The organism is uncultured Sulfitobacter sp., assembly GCF_964021855.1.
Classification (GTDB): Bacteria; Pseudomonadota; Alphaproteobacteria; order Rhodobacterales; family Rhodobacteraceae; genus Sulfitobacter.
Genome location: NZ_CAXHZD010000002.1, coordinates 726,757 through 745,376, shown reverse-complemented (window position 1 = coordinate 745,376; position 18,620 = coordinate 726,757). Strand labels below are relative to the sequence as shown.

Sequence of the window (18,620 nt, the reverse complement as noted above, 5' to 3'; positions counted from 1 at the left end):
AACAGGCGATGTTTGAGTCATTCGGTTTTGAAAATACCACGCCACAGCAGGCATCTGTTCTGCTTGCCATCATCATCGGTGTGCTTTTTGGCATCTTTGGCCAGATCACCAAGTTCTGTTTCCGTCGGTCCCTGATTGGGGAAGATCGCGTTTCAGCGGCGGGCGTCTGGTTGACCGCCCTCGCCCTTGCCGTTGTTGGAACGCAGGCAGCTGTGTCGATGGGTTGGATTAGTTTTGCCGAGCATCGCTTTATGATCGCAGAGCTGCCGATTGCGGCCATTGTAATTGGCGGTCTGATTTTTGGCGCGGGCATGGTGTTGACCCGTGGCTGTGTGTCCCGTCTGACCATTCTGGCAGGCTCAGGTAACCTGCGTGCCGCGCTGGTCGTCGTCGTCTTTGCCATTGTTGCCCATGCCACGCTGAAAGGCGTGTTGGCCCCTATGCGTGTGGCCTTGGGCCGCGTGACCGTGGACATGGGTGAGAACATCAGCCTTGCCGCCCTGCCCGGTGGTGCCTGGCTGTGGACCGCTGTGATTGCCGTGCCTGCGCTGGTCTATGCACTGCGGTCGGGCAATGGTGTTGGCACTTTGATCATGGCCGCCATCATCGGTCTGCTAGCGCCACTGGCGTGGGTTGGGACCGGGTTTATCCTGTTCGACGAATTTGACCCCATTGCGATGGAAAGCCTGTCTTTCACATCTCCCGCTGCCGAAGGCCTGTTTTGGGTCGTTGCAAGCAGCGCGATACCGGCCGGTTTTGGTGTCGGCCTTGTAGGCGGCGTTTTGGTTGGGGCGTTGATCGCCAGCCTGAGCTTTGGCGGGTTCGGCTGGCAGAGCTTTGAAAGCCCCGCCCAGACCGGCCGCTATATGGCGGGTGCCGCGCTGATGGGCGTTGGTGGTGTACTGGCGGGTGGCTGTACCTTGGGCGCGGGCCTGTCTGGCGTCCCTACCCTATCACTGGCCGCGATCCTGGCGATCGTGATGATCGGCGTTGGCGTCTTGGCCATGAACGCTGTTCTGCGCGGTGCTTTTGCCGGGCGTGTTGCCCACGGCTGACCGGCTATTGGATTTTGCGGCGCAGGCGTCGCAACATTCCCCATACCAATACGACAACAACTGGTACGGCGAGGGCCGTTAAAAGGCCCTTGCTGACGCCAAAGGGTTCCGCCAGCGGATAGAGCATGTAGCTGGCCAGCGACACGGCGTAATAGCTGATCGCGACCACAGATAACCCCTCGACCGTGTGCTGTAAGCGCAGTTGCAGGTCCGAGCGCTTGTCCATGCTCGCCAGTATCTCTTGGTTCTGGGCAGATCGCTCCACATCCACCCGCGTGCGCAGCAATTCAGAGGCGCGGATGGCCCGGGCCGCCATCGATTGCAACCGCGTCTCGGATGATTTGACCGTGCGCATGGCGGGCTCGTAGCGGCGCATCATAAATTCATCAAACCCTTGCCGTGACATAAACCGTGTTTCGCGCAGCGCCGAAATGCGTTGATTGACGATGGCCTGATAGGCCTCGGTCGCGCCAAGACGGTAGGAGGTTTCAGCCGACAGGGTTTCAAGCTGCACCGAGATGTCGAGCAGCTTGTGCAAGGTGTCTTCGGCCATCGCATCTGACGCGCGCATTCCCGCCATCAGGTTGTTCAGCTGCGTGTCCAGATCGTTCAACTGCCCACCAAAATCACGCACTTTGGCAAAGCCCAGCATCGACATGGATTTATAGGTTTCAATCTCGCACATCCGTTGGACAATGCGCCCCAAACGCCGTTCACCGGTTTGGGGCGCGGCAAAGACCGCCATGCGCATGTGACCAGCTGAATCGATGCGGAAATCGCTGGCCACCACGGCGGCATGGTCCAGCACATTGGCGACAGCGAGGCTTTCCGGGACGAACCAGTCGCGCAGGGCGTCGGCGACCTGATCGTCGGTTTCAGGCCGATCCACCAGCCGCAGCAGGATCGAGGTGATACGCTCCGCGTTCAGGCCCCTGCGCCATTCGGCGGGAAAGACATCGAATTCAACGGGGTCAAAGGGGCGATCCCCGATCTGGTCGGAGAACACGGTGTACGTGACAAATTCTGTGTGCTGTTCCCACTTCAACGCGTATTTCCCCATGGGGCCATAGTAATGAGTGGCGTGTTCAGCGGGCAGCGGCGCGCCGTAGTGTTTCAGGAGCGCCGTGAGATGTTCAAGATCAACGGATCTGTCACGAGTGGCCGCGTCGCCCGGGGGTCGCAGCGCGATATAGGCCGCGACTTGCGGCGCGCTGAGCGACGGGAACGGGCGCGCGTGTAATTCGCTGTTGAGCGCATAGCGCAGGGGATGATCCTTGATCGCAGCCATTCCGTGTCCTTGTCCATCCAAACGGTAGTTGGGGCCAAGATACAACAATCAGCGGCAAAAGACAGAAAAACATTGAATGGTTCCAGCGCCTTACGGTGTACCGTTGAATACCAAGCGGCCCTTCGCATGGTGTTTCCGCCATCTGCTTACAACGCCATCCGAAAGTTTACCGGCTAGGTGACCACGAAAACCTGCCCCTCGCCAGTCCTTTGGACAGATGCGAGGGGCGGGCAGTGGTTGATTTGCAGCGGCAAGGCTTACCGAAAGCTGGCGCGCTTAGGGCATGCGCCAAACACGAAAAGCACGCCCCAGAAAGCTGCCCGAGAACAACCCCAACACCACTGAAAGCGCCGCATGGAACCCCGCGTTGGCGTATACTTCGGGCGCGAGATCACGCAAAACGCCCCCTGCAAAGTTCGACCAATACAGCGTCATGATCACCAGCAGGGTCACGCTCTCTCCTGCAAGGTGGACCGTGCGGCCTGTGCGCGCCAGCACCCACCCTTCTTGCATGCGGTGGCCCGCCACGGCCCCTAAAGTGGATGCCGCAATGAATATACCCCATACCCAGCCGGTTGCCCCCGTCACATAGATCGAGCGGAGGGAAAGAATGCTCAACAGGGGTAAGGCATAGATCATAAAGACAGGAACCTCGCGATCACGCCGCGCACGTAATCCGACAAGCAAGAGCAACGCAAAAAGGGGCCAAACCCACAGCGGGGCATCGGTAATCAGGCGGGTCATGTCGAAAGTCCTTTCACGACTGGTTGATGGAAAGAACACCTGACAGCTCGCCGCGTCATTTCCAGCCATGTTGCGCGAACGGCCCGTTGGCTTCGTCAATTTCTGCGCGTGTCATTCACGAAGCGCGAAGAACAACACCCCGCCAAAGGGGGCGCAGCGGTCAAACGCGAAACGCCCCGTCATTTCTGACAGGGCGTTTCAGATCGGTATCAGCAGGGCCGCAACCCTGACTGAGCTATCAGTCGATCATCGGCAGCAGCTTGTCCAAGCTGGCCTTGGCATCACCATAGAGCATCCGCGTGTTGTCCTTAAAGAACAGCGGGTTTTCGATGCCCGAATAGCCCGTGCCCTGTCCGCGCTTGGAAACGATCACGTTCTTGGCCTTCCAGCATTCCAGAACCGGCATACCGGCGATGGGGCTGTTTGGATCGTCTTGTGCCGCAGGGTTCACGATGTCGTTGGAGCCGATCACGATGGCAACATCCGTGTTGGGGAAGTCGTCGTTGATTTCGTCCATCTCCATCACGATGTCATAGGGCACTTTGGCCTCGGCCAGCAGCACGTTCATGTGACCCGGCAAACGACCCGCAACGGGGTGAATGGCGAAACGCACGTTCTTGCCTTGGGCCCGCAGCTTTTTGACCAGCTCGCTGACCGCTTGCTGTGCTTGGGCAACCGCCATCCCGTAACCGGGGATGATGATGACGCTATCCGCTTCGTTCAGCATCGTGGCAACGCTGTCAGCCTCGATAGCGACCTGTTCGCCCTCAACGGCCATCTGTTCGCCCGCAGGGCCACCAAAGCCGCCCAAGATCACGCTGACAAAGGACCGGTTCATCGCCTTACACATGATGTAAGACAGGATCGCACCCGACGAACCCACCAGCGCGCCCACAACGATCAACAGATCATTGCCAAGGCTAAAGCCGATTGCCGCCGCGGCCCAGCCGGAATAGCTGTTTAGCATGGACACAACCACCGGCATGTCCGCACCACCGATACCCATGATCAGATGGTAGCCAATGAACAAGGCCGCCAACGTCATCAGCAACAGCGGCAGGAAGCCACCCGTGTTAAAGTACCAGATCAACGTCAGCACAGCGACAGCCGCCGCCGCGATGTTAAGCATGTGACCGCCGGGCAGTTTTTCCGCAGTGGACGACACGCGACCTGCCAGCTTGCCATAGGCAATGACGGAACCGGTGAAGGTCACCGCACCGATGAACACGCCCAAGAACAGCTCGACCCGCAGGATGCTAAGCTCGACACCGGATTTCTTGGCGATCAACGCCGCGAAAGTGCCCAATTCTTTGACGTCACCGCCATCCGCGATAAACCCACCGACGCGGCCAATCTCGAAATGTGCGATCAAGCCGACGAACACCGCTGCCAGACCGACAAGGCTGTGCATCGCAGCAACCAGTTCGGGCATTTGCGTCATCTGCACCTTGGTGGCCAGTTGATAGCCGATGGCACCGCCCCCCGCGATCAGGATGATCGACAAAAGCCAATAACCAGAGCCCGGCCCGATCAGCGTTGCAGCCACGGCCAAAGCCATACCTACGATACCGTACCACACCGCGCGCTTTGCGCTTTCCTGCCCGCTTAGCCCGCCAAGCGACAGGATAAACAGGATTGCTGCGACAACATAAGCCGCTGTTGTGAAACCAAAATCCATGATCTCTGCCCCCTTAAGATTTCTGGAACATGGCGAGCATGCGCCGTGTCACGAGGAAGCCGCCGAATATGTTGATCCCACACATGAAGACCGACAAAGCTGCCAAAATAATCACCAAGAAGGACCCGGATCCGATTTGCATCAGCGCGCCCAGAATGATGATCGACGAGATCGCATTCGTCACCGCCATCAAAGGTGTGTGCAAGCTGTGCGCCACGCCCCAGATGACTTGGAAACCGATAAACACCGACAAAACAAACACGATAAAGTGCTGCATAAAGCTGGCCGGGGCCACCAGACCAACCGCCAGCAGCAACGCGCCGCCAATGGCCAGCAATGTAACCTGCGACTTGGTCTGCTTTTTGAACGCTGCAGTTTCAGCCGCGCGCTTTTCTTCGGCTGTCAGTTCTTTGACCGGTGCCTTTTTCGGGGCAGCCGCAATTGCTGCCACTTTGGGTGGTGGCGGCGGGAAGGTCACTTCGCTTGCGTGGGCAATCGTCGCGCCACGGATCACGTCGTCTTCCATGTTGTGATTGATCACACCGTCTTTTTCCGGCGTCAGATCGGTCAACAAGTGACGGATGTTTGTCGCATACAGCGTCGACGCCTGCGTACCCATCCGGCTTGGAAAATCAGTATACCCGATGATGGTTACGCCGTTATCCGTGACAAACTTTTCGTCCATCTTGGTCAGCTTGCAGTTGCCGCCCTTTTCCGCCGCCAAATCGACGATTACCGAACCCGGCTTCATCGCGGCGACCATGTCTTCGGTCCACAGCTCTGGCGCTTCGCGGTTGGGGATCAACGCGGTGGTGATCACGATGTCAACTTCGGGGGCCAATTCGCGGAACTTGGCCAACTGTGCTTCGCGGAACTCCGGCGAAGACACAGACGCATAGCCGCCAGAGGCAGACCCGTCTTGCTGTTCTTCCTCGAAATCAAGGTAAACGAATTCTGCGCCCATGGATTCGACCTGCTCGGCCACTTCGGGCCGCACATCAAACGCGTAGGTGATCGCACCCAAGCTGGTCGCAGTCCCAATCGCGGCAAGACCGGCAACACCAGCGCCAACCACCAGAACCTTGGCTGGGGGCACTTTGCCCGCCGCCGTGATCTGACCGGTAAAGAAGCGACCAAAGTTATTGCCCGCCTCGATCACTGCACGGTAGCCTGCGATGTTGGCCATAGACGACAATGCATCCATCTTTTGCGCGCGGCTGATCCGGGGGATCATTTCCATCGCGACAACGGTGGCCCCTTTTTCGGCCGCCGCCTTCATTTTGGCTTCGTCCGCGACAGGGCTAAAGAACGAGATCAGCGTTTGACCGCTGCGCAGTTTCTTCATCTCTGCGTCATCGGGTACGCGCACCTTGGCAACCACATCGGCAGCTTTCCAAAGTGCCGTTGCCGTTTTGACGACCTTTACACCTGCTGCGGTATAGGCTGCATCGTCGAAACCTGATGCCAGACCAGCACCCGTTTCGATCATGCACTCATGACCCAGTTTTTGCAGCTGAAGCGCTGACTCAGGGGTCATCGCAACGCGGCGTTCCCCTTCAAATACTTCCTTTGGCGTCCCGATCTTCAATCCAGAATCCCCCGTGTTGCAGTGTTGCGTCCACCGTGGCGCAACATTATTACGCTGAGCAGTACCGCTTGGGTTCCAATAGTACAAGATGTGGCCCCGGATAGAAGGCCCATTCTGCCCCCCGCTAGCGCTAAAAGCCCGTTTTCTGGTCCCGCGACGTTGCGTGACAAAGCGCCATGGCTTGCGCCTGCCCCACCCTGCCGCCAGCATGGTCGAAATTCAAAGGGAGGACACCATGAACCTGAACGGAAAACACGCATTTATCACAGGCGGCGGCACAGGCATCGGTCTGGCGATTGCCCAAGACCTTGCCGCGAAAGGCGCGCATGTCACCATTACCGGCCGCCGCCAAGCGGTGCTGGACGAGGTCGCAGGCCCGAACATGACCGGCATCGCAATGGACGTGCGCAATGAAGAAGACGTGGTCGCCAAGATCGCCGCCGCCGTTGCAGCCCATGGCCCGATCCAGATTTGCATTCCCAACGCCGGCATCGCCGAAGGCAAAGCCGTACATAAGACCGATATGGAATTCTGGCGCAATATGATGTCGACCAATCTGGACGGCGCGTTCCTAACCATCCGCGAATCGTTGAAATCCATGCGCGAAACCGACTGGGGCCGCGTGATCGCGATATCCTCGATGGCAGGCTTGCGCGGGCTGCCCGGTGCCGCCGCCTATTCCGCGTCCAAGCACGGCATGATCGGGCTGGTACGGTCGCTGGCCGAGGATTACATGGGCCAACCCTATACGTTCAATGCGATTTGCCCCGGCTATGTGGACACGCCGATCATCACCCGCAACACGGCCTCAATCTCGGAACGCGCTGGAATTTCCGAGGAAAAAGCCCGTGCGATCATGGTAAATTCCAATCCCCACAAGCGGTTAATTGACGTATCCGAAGTGTCCGCCGCTGCGGCATGGCTGACCGGTCCCGGATCGCAAAGCATCAACGGTCAGTGCATCCAGATCACCGGCGGTCATATGTAAAAGGGATTCAGGATTCGTTAACCATTATCCTGCTACGTTTTGGACATGGTTAATTACTCCACGGTCCCCGCCTGTCTCCTGCGTGCACCCTGTTATTTAAACGGGGCGTGCGCAGGATGACACTTTGCTTCAAAAGCCGCCGCAAATCCGCCAAATCGGGCAGCCATGGCGCAGCATTCCCGCCGCTACAGCGGCCCCATCAAAACCCGCCCGGGTTTGTCTGGCGCTCGCGGCGCACATCCGCCGCCCCCGCGCCCCGTCATACATTTGATTTCAGTTTTGGCCAACGCACGCGCCAAGCATCAGGCTGACTGCAACAATCCCTGCCGTCTGCCCTCGGCCCACGCCTGTGCCGCCGCGCCAAAGCGCTCGAACAATGGGCGCGAAACGGGGTCATTGGCGGCGTCCCATTCAGGATGCCACTGCACAGCAAGGGTAAAGCCAGCAGCCCCCCTGACATAGATCGCTTCAGGCGTGCCATCATCGGCAAAACCATCAATGACAATCCGTGCGCCCGGTTCCTTGATCCCCTGTCCATGCAAGGTGTTGGTCCGCACCTTAGTCGCGCCCAAAACATCGTGGAAAATACCGCCATGGGTAAAGGTCACATCATGGCGCAGCTCGAATTTCTCTTCGATCGTGCCATCCGGGGGCATCCTGTGGTTCATCCGCCCGGGCAAGTCGCGAATCTCGGGGTATAGCGACCCGCCCATCGCGACATTGACCTCTTGAAAACCGCGGCACACGCCGAAAAACGGCTGCCCACGGTCGACACATCTGCGGATCAGGCCCAATGCAATCGCATCGCGCGCCCGGTCAAAAGTGCCATGCGCCTCGGTCTCGGCCTCGCCGTATTCCTCAGGGTGGACATTCGGGCGGCCGCCGGTGAACAGAAAACCGTCACAGGTCTCCAACAACTCATCCACGGACACCAACGCCGGATCACTGGGGATAATCAACGGCATACAGCCCGACACCTGTGCCACCGCGACAGTGTTCATCGTGCCAGCGGCATGGATTGGGTACTGATCGTTCAAAAGGCTTGTATTGCCAATGATACCGACGACAGGACGTGACATATACAGCTACAGCCTCAAACTAGCGAATAGCGTAAAGCTTAGCGCGTCCTTTGAACGACCTCAACACCCCTTAAAGCCCTATTTTTAGGCTTCCCCTGTCAACCCGGCGGCGTCAATTCCGGCCAATCCGGCCTCGACGTCATTATCTGATGTGTCCCCCGTGATACCAACCGCGCCAATCACGACACCGCTTTCACCGCGCAACAAAATCCCGCCCGGCACCGGAACAACCGCACCCCCGAAAACACCATTCACCGCCGTCATGAAATAGGCTTGCGCCTCGGCCCGCGCCATTTGCGCACGTCCCGCCATGCCCAACATCACCGCGCCGTAAGCCTTACCATGGGCAATCGCAAAGCGTCCCGGTGCGGCCCCATCCTCGCGCTCGAACGCCTGCACATGGCCGCCCGCGTCCAAAACAACGACCGACAAGGGTTTGAATCCCATCTCGCGGCCCTTTTTAAACGTCTGCGCGATGATAATCCGCGCCTGCTCCAAGGAAACCATCATCCTAAACCCTTTTCATTTTGCCAATTAAACTCCGGGGAGCGCGAGGGGCTGGCCCCTCGCTCCCGTCCCGTCAACCTTGCGCGGCTTTCAACTCAAGCCGCCGCGCGTGCAACACAGGCTCGGTATAGCCCGACGGCTGCACACGTCCCTTCATCACCAGATCACAGGCCGCTTTAAACGCGATCCCGTCAAACCCTGGTGCCATCGGACGGTACAGCGGATCACCCGCATTTTGCCCATCCACAACGGCGGCCATCTTTTTCAGCCCCGCCATCACCTGATCTTCGGAAATCACCCCGTGATGCAGCCAATTCGCCAGCGCCTGCGCGGAAATCCGGCAGGTCGCGCGGTCTTCCATCAGGCCCACATCATGAATATCGGGCACTTTGGAACAGCCCACGCCCTGATCGACCCAGCGCACCACATAGCCAAGGATACCTTGGGCGTTGTTTTCAATCTCTTGGGTGATTTCGGCATCGGACAGGTTGCGCCCGGTCAGCACCGGAATGTGCAGCAGCGCGCCCAGCGTCGCACGGGGACCGCCCGCTTTGATCTCTTCTTGGCGCGCCAGCACGTCGACCTGATGGTAATGCATCGCGTGCAAGGTCGCGGCGGTGGGCGATGGCACCCAAGCACAGTTTGCACCGGCTTTGGGGTGGCCAATCTTGGCCTCCATCATGGCTGCCATCAGGTCAGGCATGGCCCACATACCTTTGCCAATCTGCGCCCGGCCCTGCAAGCCGCAGGCCAGACCGATATCAACATTGCGATCTTCATAGGCCGCGATCCATTCGGCGTTCTTCATCTCGCCTTTCGGCACCATTGGCCCCGCCTCCATCGAGGTGTGGATTTCGTCGCCTGTGCGGTCCAGGAAACCGGTGTTGATAAATGCCACCCGCGATTTTGCGGCCCGGATACATTCGGCCAGGTTGGCCGAGGTGCGGCGTTCTTCGTCCATGATACCCAGCTTGACGGTGTTGGCAGGCAGGCCAAGCGTGTTTTCGACATGGGTGAAAATCTCGTCGGCAAAGGCGACCTCGGCAGGGCCGTGCATCTTGGGTTTAACCACATAGACCGATCCAGCGACCGAATTGCGCATCCCGCCGGTCTTTTGCAGATCATGCATCGCAATCAGCGTTGTGATCATCGCATCCATCAGCCCCTCGCCCACTTCCAGACCATCACGGTCCAGCACGGCGGGGTTGGTCATCAGATGGCCCACATTGCGGATCAACATCAGCGACCGCCCTTTGAGGGTCAGCGTCGATCCATCCGGCGCGGTGTATTCCCGATCGGGGTTCATGGCGCGGGTGACCTGCTGGCCGCCCTTTTCAAAGGTCTCTGACAGATCGCCCTTCATCAGGCCCAGCCAATTGCCATAGGCAACAACCTTGTCTTCGGCATCCACGGCGGCAACGCTGTCTTCGCAATCCATGATCGTGGACAGTGCGGATTCCATCAAGACGTCGGACACATGGGCAGGGTCAGTTTTGCCAATCGGGTGATCCGCGTCGATCTGAACCTCGATATGCAGGCCGTTATGCTTCAGCAAAATTGCCGTCGGCGCATCCGCGGCACCACGGTAGCCCGCAAATTGCGCCGCGTCCTCAAGGGTGCCTGCACCTGACAAGGCCAAAGCACCGTCCGAAACCGCGATCCCCGATACATCCGCCCAAGAGCCCGACGCCAGCGGTGCAGCCTCGTCCAGAAACGCCTTGGCCTTAGCCACAACCCGTGCGCCGCGCGCCGCGTCATAGCCTTTGCCCTGCGGCAGATCGCCCAAGGCATCGGTGCCGTAGAACGCATCATACAAGCTACCCCAGCGGGCGTTGGCGGCATTCAGGGCAAAGCGGGCATTCGTAATCGGCACCACCAACTGCGGGCCGGGCACCGACGCGATTTCAGGATCAACGCCAGCCGTATCGATTGAGAACGCGGGCCCTTCCGGCACCAGATACCCGATGTCACGCAGAAACGCGGTATAGCTTTCGGCGTCGTGATCCTGCCCTGCTCGTTCTTTGTGCCACGCGTCGATCTTGGCCTGCATGTCTTCTCGTACCTGCAGCAGATCGCGGTTCTTGGGGCCTAGCCCGTGCACCAGATCAGAAAAACCCGCCCAAAAGCTGTCGGCATTCACGCCGGTGCCGGGCAATGCTTGGGTCTCGATAAAGCGGACCAATTCGTCCGCGACCTGCAAGCCGTTCTTATCTGTGCGTTGGGTCATTGAATGCTCCTTGGGTTTCGTCTGCAATCGCTTTGGCAAATTCTTAAGAGGTAACACCCCCTTGGGCAAGCTGTATTGGTAAAATTATATTACCAATCCTGCGCACCGCCCCGACGCGATCCCTAAAACAGTTTTGATCAGACATAGAAAAAGGCGGGCTCCGTCTCCAGAACCCGCCCTCAAACTGGCACCTAAAACTTAGGCGTTTTAGTTGCTGTCGGTAGCTGTCGTCCCCACCGGATCGGCGGTTGCATCCACGCTCGCAGCACCTGCGTCTTGTTCGACCGCTGTATCCTCAGTCGCCATATCCTCGCGCCCGTTGTCCACAACAAAGAACAACAGCAAAAGCACCATCAAGACGCCAAATATCATGGCCCCTCTGATCCCCAATAGGGCTGGCTTATGTTGCTTTTCTTGCTTGTCGATATTTGTGTCGGGTGCTGACATGATCATTCTCCGGTTAATGCTTCACATTCCCGCCTTGCGGGTGGGTGGTTGCAGGATTAACGTCCCACCCGAACACTAAGTTCCGACATAAAGGAAAAAGCATGCGCGATGACGCCCCCCAGACGATATACCTAGCCGATTACACGCCTTACGGCTTTGTGATCGACAGTGTCTCGCTGCAATTTGACCTTGACCCGCACATCACCCGCGTCAAAAGCGCCATCGCCTTTCGCCCTAACCCCGATGCCACCGACCGCACGTTCTTGCTGAACGGGGAAAACCTGAAACTGATCAGCGCAAAAATTGATGGCAAGCCCGTCACCCCCAAATTTACCGCAGAGGGGCTGACCTGCGACGTGCCTGATGGGCCGTTTTTATGGGAGGCCGAGGTCGAGATCGACCCGACCGGCAATACAGCGCTTGAGGGGCTTTATATGTCGAACGGCATGTATTGCACCCAATGCGAGGCGGAAGGGTTTCGCAAGATCACCTATTACCCTGACCGCCCCGACGTGATGGCCGTGTTCACCGTCACCGTTAACGGCCCGCATCCGGTACTGCTGTCTAACGGCAACCCGGTCAGCACAGACACCCACAGCGCCCAGTGGCATGACCCATGGCCCAAGCCTGCGTATCTGTTCGCCCTTGTTGCCGGCGATCTGGTGGCACATCCGGGCAGTTTCACCACCAAATCCGGCCGCGATGTCGCACTTAACCTCTATGTGCGCCCCGGTGACGAAGACAAATGCGCCTTTGGCATGCAGGCATTGAAGGATTCAATGAAATGGGACGAAGAGGTCTATGGCCGCGAATATGACCTTGATCTGTTCAACATCGTCGCCGTGGATGATTTCAACATGGGTGCCATGGAAAACAAGGGGCTGAACGTCTTCAACTCATCTGCTGTGCTGGCCTCGCCCGAAACCTCGACCGATATGAATTTCGAACGGATCGAGGCGATTATCGCCCATGAGTATTTCCATAACTGGACCGGCAACCGCATCACCTGCCGTGACTGGTTCCAATTGTGTCTCAAGGAAGGACTGACCGTTTTCCGCGATAGCCAGTTCACCTCCGACATGCGCTCGGCTCCCGTGAAACGCATCGGTGATGTGATCGACCTGCGCGCGCGCCAATTCTCCGAAGACCAAGGCCCGCTGGCCCACCCCGTGCGCCCGGCAAGCTTTCAGGAAATCAACAACTTCTACACCGCGACGGTCTATGAAAAAGGGGCCGAAGTCATTGGCATGCTGAAATCGTTGGTCGGCGATAAAGCCTATTCAGATGCGCTTGATCTCTACTTTGACCGCCACGACGGTCAGGCCTGCACCATCGAGGATTGGCTGAAAGTGTTCGAAGACACCACGGGCCGCGACCTCACGCAGTTCAAACGCTGGTATTCCCAAGCCGGCACCCCGCGTCTGTCGGTGACCGAAGACTGGGATCACGGCAAGCTGACGTTGAACTTTAAACAACACACCCCGCCTAGTGCTGCCACGCCAGACCCGCAGCCCCACGTGTTGCCCATCGCCGTTGGCCTGATCGACCAAGACGGCGACGAGGTTGAACCGACCGTGGTGCTCGAAATGACCCAAGCCGAACAAAGCTTTGTCTTTGACAACCTCGGGACCCGCCCCATCACATCCGTGCTGCGCGGTTTTTCCGCCCCCGTTGTCCTGACCCAAGACCTAAGCGATGCCGACCGTGCGCATCTGCTGGCCTATGACACCGATCCATTTAACCGCTGGGAACAGGGCCGCATCTTGGCCCGCAAGTCGCTGATCGCGATGATCCTTGAGGGTAAGAAACCCAATAAGGATTGGCTGAAAGGCATCCGTTCCGTCATCAGTGACGAACATCTTGATCCCGCCTACCGCGCTTTGATGCTGGGCCTGCCCTCGCAATCCGATCTGGCGCGCGCCTTGGCCGAAGACGGCCACACACCCGACCCCGACATCATCTATGCGGCGGTCGAGGCCACCCGCGACGCGATGGCCAAATCCTATGCCAATCTGGTGCCGACGCTCTATATGCGCCACACCGTGACAGACGCTTACGAGCCCAACGCCGCGCAATCTGGCAAACGGTCGCTGGCCAATGCCGCCTTATCCCTGCTGACCCGCACCGACGACGGTGCCATGGCGCAAAAGCAATATGACGCCGCCGATAACATGACCCAGCAGCTTAACGCCTTGGCCAATCTTATCCGCGCGGGCAAAGGCAGCACCGCCTTGCAAGTCTTTGAGGCGCAATGGCGAAAAGACCGTCTGGTGATGGATAAATGGTTCGGCCTGCAAGTCATGGAAGCCGACCCTGAAGACGCGCACGAGGTCGTAGAAACGCTCACCAAACATGCCGATTTCAACTGGAAGAACCCCAACCGGTTCCGGTCGGTGTTGGGGGCCTTTGCCGCGCATCACGCCGGGTTCCACCATGCGTCGGGCGCAGGATACCGCTTGCTGGCCGATTGGCTGATCAAGCTTGATCCGGTGAACCCGCAAACCACGGCGCGCATGTGTTCTGCCTTCCAGACATGGAAACGCTATGACACGGACCGTCAGGCCATGATCAAAACCGAACTCGACCGTATTCTCGCGCAACCGGACCTTTCACGCGACACAACTGAAATGCTGACCCGCATACGGGGCGCGTAACAGATGTACGCTGCCCGCCAGAGAACACGTGTATCTGGCGGCAGCACCTAGTGGCCGAGAGCTATACATACCAACGGCAGGGGCGCAGCGCCCCTGCGGTCGCCGTTCTTGTGATTATCTGGGCCGCGCTGCTCTACGCTTGGGTGATGCTTGACGCGGCACCGTTGATCATCGGTATTATCGGGGCCTGCTCCCTCCCCGCATTCTATGATGTGATCGTTAATCCCGCCGCGGGCCTCAGCCTCAGCGAAACAAGCCTCGACTGGTATAGCGGTCGCCGCACCGCGCAGGTCCGCCTGTCAGAAATCAACCATATCCGCCTCGATACCCGGCTCGATTTTTCAGTCCGCGCCACGGTGATTCTCAACTCGGGCCGGAAACTCCGTATCCCGTTCGAGGCAACACCACCGCACAAAACCTTTGAGCATGCGCTGAACGCCCGCGACATTAAAACCGAACGCCATCACTTCAGCCTCAGGCAATGACCCCTCGCTTCTCTGGCTCCTAAATATCCTCGCCGAAGGCATCCCGCAGCTGCACCCATCGCAAAGGCCTGCGTTTCATCCGTCCGGCCAGCCCAGCCATGTGTTTTCCTGCGTTTTCGGCCGTTTCAAACCTTGCCCGAAATAAGTCAAAAACACACGTTGTAGATGTAAATAATTCTCAGATGAACCTTGGCAAAGCCATGATTGCGCCCGAATCTCAGACCAGATTGTTCCAATACAAAGCGACCAACAAAGCTTGGCGAACGGGAAATTGGACAATAAATGCTGCAGATCATGAACTTCTTTAAACGCAAGAACACGTCGTTTACGTCGCAAGACACTGCAGACAGTGCCGCTATGCCTTCCGCTGCGGGCTTTTCGGAGTCGGGATTTGCTGAAAAAGCAACGCCCGCGCCAAGGCGGCCGCGCAGCGCCCGTCAGACCCCCAGTACAGTCAACCATGACGCGTTCAAGGATATGCTGAAAATCGACTGTCCCAACCCCACCGCCGAGGAAAGCGCACGCGATGGTTTTCAACAAACCGGGCAACGTCTGGTACGTCAGGAAAACTGGCCCGCGCTGAGCGAAGCCATTCGCAAATACGACCTTGCTGGCACCTTAACCACGGGATCAATGCCGGTCGCCGATCTGATCGCCTTTGGCGCGCGCGCCGATGTGGTCTTGGCCGCAGAACATGCAATCCGCGAAAGCGACCACCGCGTCGCCAAGGAAGTGCTGACCGGCATCGAAGCGTTTGAACATGTGCTCGAAGAATATCCAGATGATTATATCGTCGCCTGCATCGTCGCGCAGGCCCATATCGATATCGGCTGGGCGTGGCGCGGCAACGGCTGGGACAAGGACGTACCCAAGCGCAACCGCGACGCTTTTGAGGCGCATCTTGCCCGCGCCGACGACATTATCGAACCGTTTCTGGCGCGCCATGCCAACAGCCCCCTGCTTTCCGCCACCCATTGCGCCCAAGTCAACGGCCCCGCCAACCGCAAGGAACAAGTGGCCGATAAATACGAGCATCTGATCAACCTCAACCCGCTGAACCCCGGCCCGATGCGCGCCATGGGCAATCATCTGTTGCCGCGTTGGTTCGGCAGCTATGCCCAGCTAGAGCTTGAGGCACGGCGCACCGCTGCGCGCACAGAACATATTTGGGGTGCGGGCGGTTACACTTGGGTCCAGTTTGACGCTATTTCCTGCGATGACGAAGCCTGCGCAAACCTTGACCTGCCGTTTTTCATCGAAGGGTTGCGCGACATCCTAAGCCGCAATTCGGACGCCTATACCGCCAATCTTCTTGCCGCCTATTGCGCCAATACCATCGGTCAGGGCTTTACCGGAAACGACAAGGCCGACAGCGTGCGGGCCCAGATTGCGGGCTGCACCGAATGGATCGTGCGCGAGCATCTGACGGAACTGCACCCGATGGTCTGGGCCCATGCGGCGCATGGGTTCGACAACAACCTGCGCATCAGCTCCCCGCGTAAATTTGCAGCGGCCGGTCGCGATGATGCCATGCGCATTATGGCTGGTCTGTTCAAATCCGAAATCGCCGCAGGCAAGCGTATCGTGTTCACTGAAAACGGGCCGCAAGCAAACGCCGTATAGGGCGTGTAGGGGTCTAAGTCGCATACCAACCAATCGCCGCGCCCAACCTGCCCCGGCCCGTCCGATCCGCTGTGATTGACGGGCTATGGCCAAGCGCCCTCTTGCAGCACCCCGCCCCCTGTCTTATGACCAAGCGATGTTACCCAAGATGCCAAAGGTGCCCTGATGCTTGACCTGACCTATGACACCCCCAAAGTCCGCACAATTGCCGGTGCCAAACATGACTGGGAGCTGGTGATCGGGATGGAAGTCCACGCTCAGGTGCTCTCCAACGCCAAGCTGTTCTCGGCCGCCTCTACCAAATTCGGGGCCGAACCGAACAGCAACGTGTCCTTCGTTGATGCCGCCATGCCGGGCATGCTGCCCACGCTCAACGAATTCTGTGTTGAACAAGCCGTGCGCACGGGGCTGGGCCTCAAGGCGCAGATCAACCTCGAAAGCGCGTTCGACCGCAAAAACTATTTCTACCCCGATTTGCCGCAAGGCTATCAGATTTCCCAACTTTACCACCCCATCGTGGGCGAAGGCGAAGTGTTGGTTGAAATGGGTGACAACACGGCACGTCTGGTGCGCGTTGAACGTATCCACCTTGAACAAGACGCCGGCAAATCCATTCACGACATGGACCCGAACATGTCTTTCGTTGACCTGAACCGCACGGGCGTCGCCCTGATGGAGATCGTCAGCAAGCCCGACATCCGTGGCCCGGAAGAGGCTGCTGCCTATCTGACCAAACTGCGCCAGATCCTGCGCTATCTGGGGACGTGTAACGGCGATATGCAATCGGGTGCCATGCGCGCCGATGTGAACGTGTCGATCTGCCTGCCCGGCCAATACGAAAAATACCAAGCGACCCAAGATTTCAGCCATCTGGGCACCCGCTGCGAGATCAAGAACATGAACTCCATGCGGTTTATCCAGCAAGCGATCGAAGTCGAAGCCAAACGCCAAATCGCCATCGTTGAAGGCGGTGGTGAAGTCATGCAAGAAACCCGGCTGTTTGACCCCGACAAGATGGAAACCCGCTCCATGCGGTCCAAGGAAGAAGCGCATGATTATCGCTACTTCCCCGATCCCGACCTGCTGCCCTTGGTGATTGAACAGGCGTGGGTCGATGACATCAACGCGACCCTGCCCGAACTTCCCGACGCCAAGAAAGCACGTTTTATCAACGACTTTGGGCTAAGCGATTATGACGCATCAGTTTTGACGGCTGATCTGGATAGCGCGCGTTATTTTGAGGAAACGGCCAAAGGCCGCGACGGCAAGATGGCTGCGAACTGGGTGATCAACGAATTGTTCGGCCGCCTGAAAAAGGATGAAAAGACGATCAACGACAGCCCCGTCACCCCGGCGCAGCTGGGCGGTGTGGTCGATTTGATCGCGTCTGACGCCATTTCCGGCAAGATCGCCAAGGACCTGTTTGAGATCGTGTATACCGAAGGCGGCGACCCTGCCGTGATCGTCGAAGAGCGTGGCATGAAGCAGGTCACAGACACCGCAGCCATCGAGGCCGCCGTGGACGAGATTATTGCCGCCAACCCCGATCAGGTTGCCAAAGCCCGCGAGAACCCAAAACTTGCCGGCTGGTTTGTCGGTCAGACCATGAAAGCAACCGGCGGCAAAGCCAATCCGAAAGCGGTAAACCAAATCGTAGCGAAAAAGCTGCAAGGCTGACGGCGCGCGCGGAATTTTTCAAAAATTCCGGCCCGTTTTCTTTGAAAGAAAACGGCGCGTTCCGCCCCCATAGCCCCATATTTTGAAAGGCTTTATGATGGATACCCCTTTTCGGTCATCGCTGCGGGTCGTGAAACCTGAATGGATTGATTTTAATGGCCATTTGAACATGGCCTATTATTCCGTCCTCATGGATAACGCCGTTGATGATGCCTATGGGCAGATCGGCTTTGGCCCCGAATATCAAAAACAGGGCTGCACCACCTATGTCGCCGAATTCCACATCTGCTATGTGCGCGAATTGCACGAAGGTGCCCGGACGTATTGCACCTTTCAACTGCTGGATTATGACGAAAAGCGGTTTCACAGCTTTACCGAGCTGAGGCACGAAGACGGCTGGCTTGCCGCCACGGGCGAGGCATTAACCCTGCACGTTGATCAGTCCGGCCCCCGCGTCGCGCCGATGCCGCAACCAATCCTGTCCAAACTTGACGCAATGAAGCAGGCGCACAGCAGCCTGCCCTATCCTGAACGTGCCGGACGTAAAATCGGGTTGAAGAAGTAACACGATCGCCAGCAC

At 58.3% G+C, this 18,620-nt stretch carries 15 protein-coding genes; 7 read left to right on the top strand and 8 right to left on the bottom strand.

What is annotated here, in order from left to right; genetic code table 11:
• Positions 1–8 precede the first annotated feature (8 nt).
• Positions 9–1,055 carry a YeeE/YedE family protein gene (locus tag AADJ11_RS09855; protein WP_341234338.1) on the top strand — a complete coding sequence of 349 codons (1,047 nt, stop codon included), beginning with the start codon at positions 9–11 and terminating at the stop codon, positions 1,053–1,055.
• A gap of 4 nt (positions 1,056–1,059) precedes the next feature.
• On the opposite strand, the gene AADJ11_RS09850 is transcribed toward AADJ11_RS09855, so the two are convergent.
• The 4 genes from AADJ11_RS09850 to AADJ11_RS09835 form a co-directional block, all read right to left on the bottom strand.
• Positions 1,060–2,343, bottom strand: coding sequence for a DUF3422 domain-containing protein (locus tag AADJ11_RS09850; protein WP_341234337.1), 1,284 nt, complete (start codon positions 2,341–2,343; stop codon positions 1,060–1,062).
• 276 nt (positions 2,344–2,619) lie between these two features.
• The gene (locus tag AADJ11_RS09845) at positions 2,620–3,087 is read right to left on the bottom strand and encodes a hypothetical protein (protein WP_341234336.1); all 468 of its coding nucleotides are present in this window, start codon (positions 3,085–3,087) and stop codon (positions 2,620–2,622) included.
• 238 nt (positions 3,088–3,325) lie between these two features.
• Positions 3,326–4,765 (bottom strand): NAD(P)(+) transhydrogenase (Re/Si-specific) subunit beta, encoded by a 1,440-nt coding sequence (locus AADJ11_RS09840; protein WP_341234335.1) that lies wholly within the window; start codon positions 4,763–4,765, stop codon positions 3,326–3,328.
• Between the two features lie 13 nt (positions 4,766–4,778).
• A complete protein-coding gene (locus AADJ11_RS09835) occupies positions 4,779–6,353 on the bottom strand; it encodes a Re/Si-specific NAD(P)(+) transhydrogenase subunit alpha (RefSeq protein ID WP_341234334.1) in 1,575 nt (524 codons plus the stop codon).
• Between the two features lie 235 nt (positions 6,354–6,588).
• Here AADJ11_RS09835 and AADJ11_RS09830 point away from each other — a divergent pair, with 235 nt between their 5' ends.
• Positions 6,589–7,341, top strand: coding sequence for an SDR family oxidoreductase (locus AADJ11_RS09830; protein ID WP_341234333.1), 753 nt, complete (start codon positions 6,589–6,591; stop codon positions 7,339–7,341).
• A 302-nt stretch (positions 7,342–7,643) separates the two neighbouring features.
• Here AADJ11_RS09830 and AADJ11_RS09825 read toward each other — a convergent pair whose 3' ends face one another.
• The 4 genes from AADJ11_RS09825 to AADJ11_RS09810 form a co-directional block, all read right to left on the bottom strand.
• Complete coding sequence (locus tag AADJ11_RS09825) at positions 7,644–8,420, bottom strand: gamma-glutamyl-gamma-aminobutyrate hydrolase family protein (RefSeq protein ID WP_341234332.1); 777 nt, start codon at positions 8,418–8,420, stop codon at positions 7,644–7,646.
• 84 nt (positions 8,421–8,504) lie between these two features.
• Entirely contained in the window at positions 8,505–8,930 is a 426-nt protein-coding gene (locus AADJ11_RS09820; protein ID WP_341234331.1) for a heme-binding protein, read from the bottom strand.
• Between the two features lie 70 nt (positions 8,931–9,000).
• Entirely contained in the window at positions 9,001–11,154 is a 2,154-nt protein-coding gene (locus AADJ11_RS09815; protein ID WP_341234330.1) for a malate synthase G, read from the bottom strand.
• A 207-nt stretch (positions 11,155–11,361) separates the two neighbouring features.
• On the bottom strand, positions 11,362–11,601 hold the full coding sequence (locus AADJ11_RS09810; protein ID WP_341234329.1) for a hypothetical protein: 240 nt from the start codon (positions 11,599–11,601) through the stop codon (positions 11,362–11,364).
• Positions 11,602–11,702: 101 nt separating this feature from the next.
• On the opposite strand from AADJ11_RS09810, the gene pepN reads away from it, so the two are divergent.
• The 5 genes from pepN to AADJ11_RS09785 all read left to right on the top strand — a co-directional run bounded on the left by pepN (position 11,703) and on the right by AADJ11_RS09785 (position 18,605).
• Positions 11,703–14,255 (top strand): aminopeptidase N, encoded by a 2,553-nt coding sequence (gene pepN / locus AADJ11_RS09805; RefSeq protein WP_341234328.1) that lies wholly within the window; start codon positions 11,703–11,705, stop codon positions 14,253–14,255.
• 50 nt (positions 14,256–14,305) lie between these two features.
• Positions 14,306–14,740: a hypothetical protein gene (locus AADJ11_RS09800; protein ID WP_341234327.1), complete on the top strand. Its 435-nt coding sequence runs from the start codon at positions 14,306–14,308 to the stop codon at positions 14,738–14,740.
• A 282-nt stretch (positions 14,741–15,022) separates the two neighbouring features.
• Positions 15,023–16,363 carry a hypothetical protein gene (locus AADJ11_RS09795; RefSeq protein WP_341234326.1) on the top strand — a complete coding sequence of 447 codons (1,341 nt, stop codon included), beginning with the start codon at positions 15,023–15,025 and terminating at the stop codon, positions 16,361–16,363.
• 165 nt (positions 16,364–16,528) lie between these two features.
• Positions 16,529–18,040, top strand: coding sequence for an Asp-tRNA(Asn)/Glu-tRNA(Gln) amidotransferase subunit GatB (gatB, locus tag AADJ11_RS09790; protein ID WP_341234325.1), 1,512 nt, complete (start codon positions 16,529–16,531; stop codon positions 18,038–18,040).
• Between the two features lie 97 nt (positions 18,041–18,137).
• Positions 18,138–18,605 carry a thioesterase family protein gene (locus AADJ11_RS09785; RefSeq protein WP_341234324.1) on the top strand — a complete coding sequence of 156 codons (468 nt, stop codon included), beginning with the start codon at positions 18,138–18,140 and terminating at the stop codon, positions 18,603–18,605.
• The last annotated feature ends 15 nt before the right edge of the window (positions 18,606–18,620 follow it).

What these genes read in the sequence shown, in the direction of transcription:
- AADJ11_RS09830 (WP_341234333.1), top strand. Translation starts at nt 6,589, where the DNA reads ATGAACCTGAACGGAAAACACGCATTTATCACAGGCGGCGGCACAGGC.
- pepN (WP_341234328.1), top strand. Translation starts at nt 11,703, where the DNA reads ATGCGCGATGACGCCCCCCAGACGATATACCTAGCCGATTACACGCCT.
- AADJ11_RS09820 (WP_341234331.1), bottom strand. Translation starts at nt 8,930, where the DNA reads ATGATGGTTTCCTTGGAGCAGGCGCGGATTATCATCGCGCAGACGTTT.
- AADJ11_RS09785 (WP_341234324.1), top strand. Translation starts at nt 18,138, where the DNA reads ATGGATACCCCTTTTCGGTCATCGCTGCGGGTCGTGAAACCTGAATGG.
- AADJ11_RS09855 (WP_341234338.1), top strand. Translation starts at nt 9, where the DNA reads ATGTTTGAGTCATTCGGTTTTGAAAATACCACGCCACAGCAGGCATCT.
- gatB (WP_341234325.1), top strand. Translation starts at nt 16,529, where the DNA reads ATGCTTGACCTGACCTATGACACCCCCAAAGTCCGCACAATTGCCGGT.
- AADJ11_RS09795 (WP_341234326.1), top strand. Translation starts at nt 15,023, where the DNA reads ATGCTGCAGATCATGAACTTCTTTAAACGCAAGAACACGTCGTTTACG.
- AADJ11_RS09845 (WP_341234336.1), bottom strand. Translation starts at nt 3,087, where the DNA reads ATGACCCGCCTGATTACCGATGCCCCGCTGTGGGTTTGGCCCCTTTTT.
- AADJ11_RS09810 (WP_341234329.1), bottom strand. Translation starts at nt 11,601, where the DNA reads ATGTCAGCACCCGACACAAATATCGACAAGCAAGAAAAGCAACATAAG.
- AADJ11_RS09815 (WP_341234330.1), bottom strand. Translation starts at nt 11,154, where the DNA reads ATGACCCAACGCACAGATAAGAACGGCTTGCAGGTCGCGGACGAATTG.
- AADJ11_RS09825 (WP_341234332.1), bottom strand. Translation starts at nt 8,420, where the DNA reads ATGTCACGTCCTGTCGTCGGTATCATTGGCAATACAAGCCTTTTGAAC.
- AADJ11_RS09850 (WP_341234337.1), bottom strand. Translation starts at nt 2,343, where the DNA reads ATGGCTGCGATCAAGGATCATCCCCTGCGCTATGCGCTCAACAGCGAA.
- AADJ11_RS09840 (WP_341234335.1), bottom strand. Translation starts at nt 4,765, where the DNA reads ATGGATTTTGGTTTCACAACAGCGGCTTATGTTGTCGCAGCAATCCTG.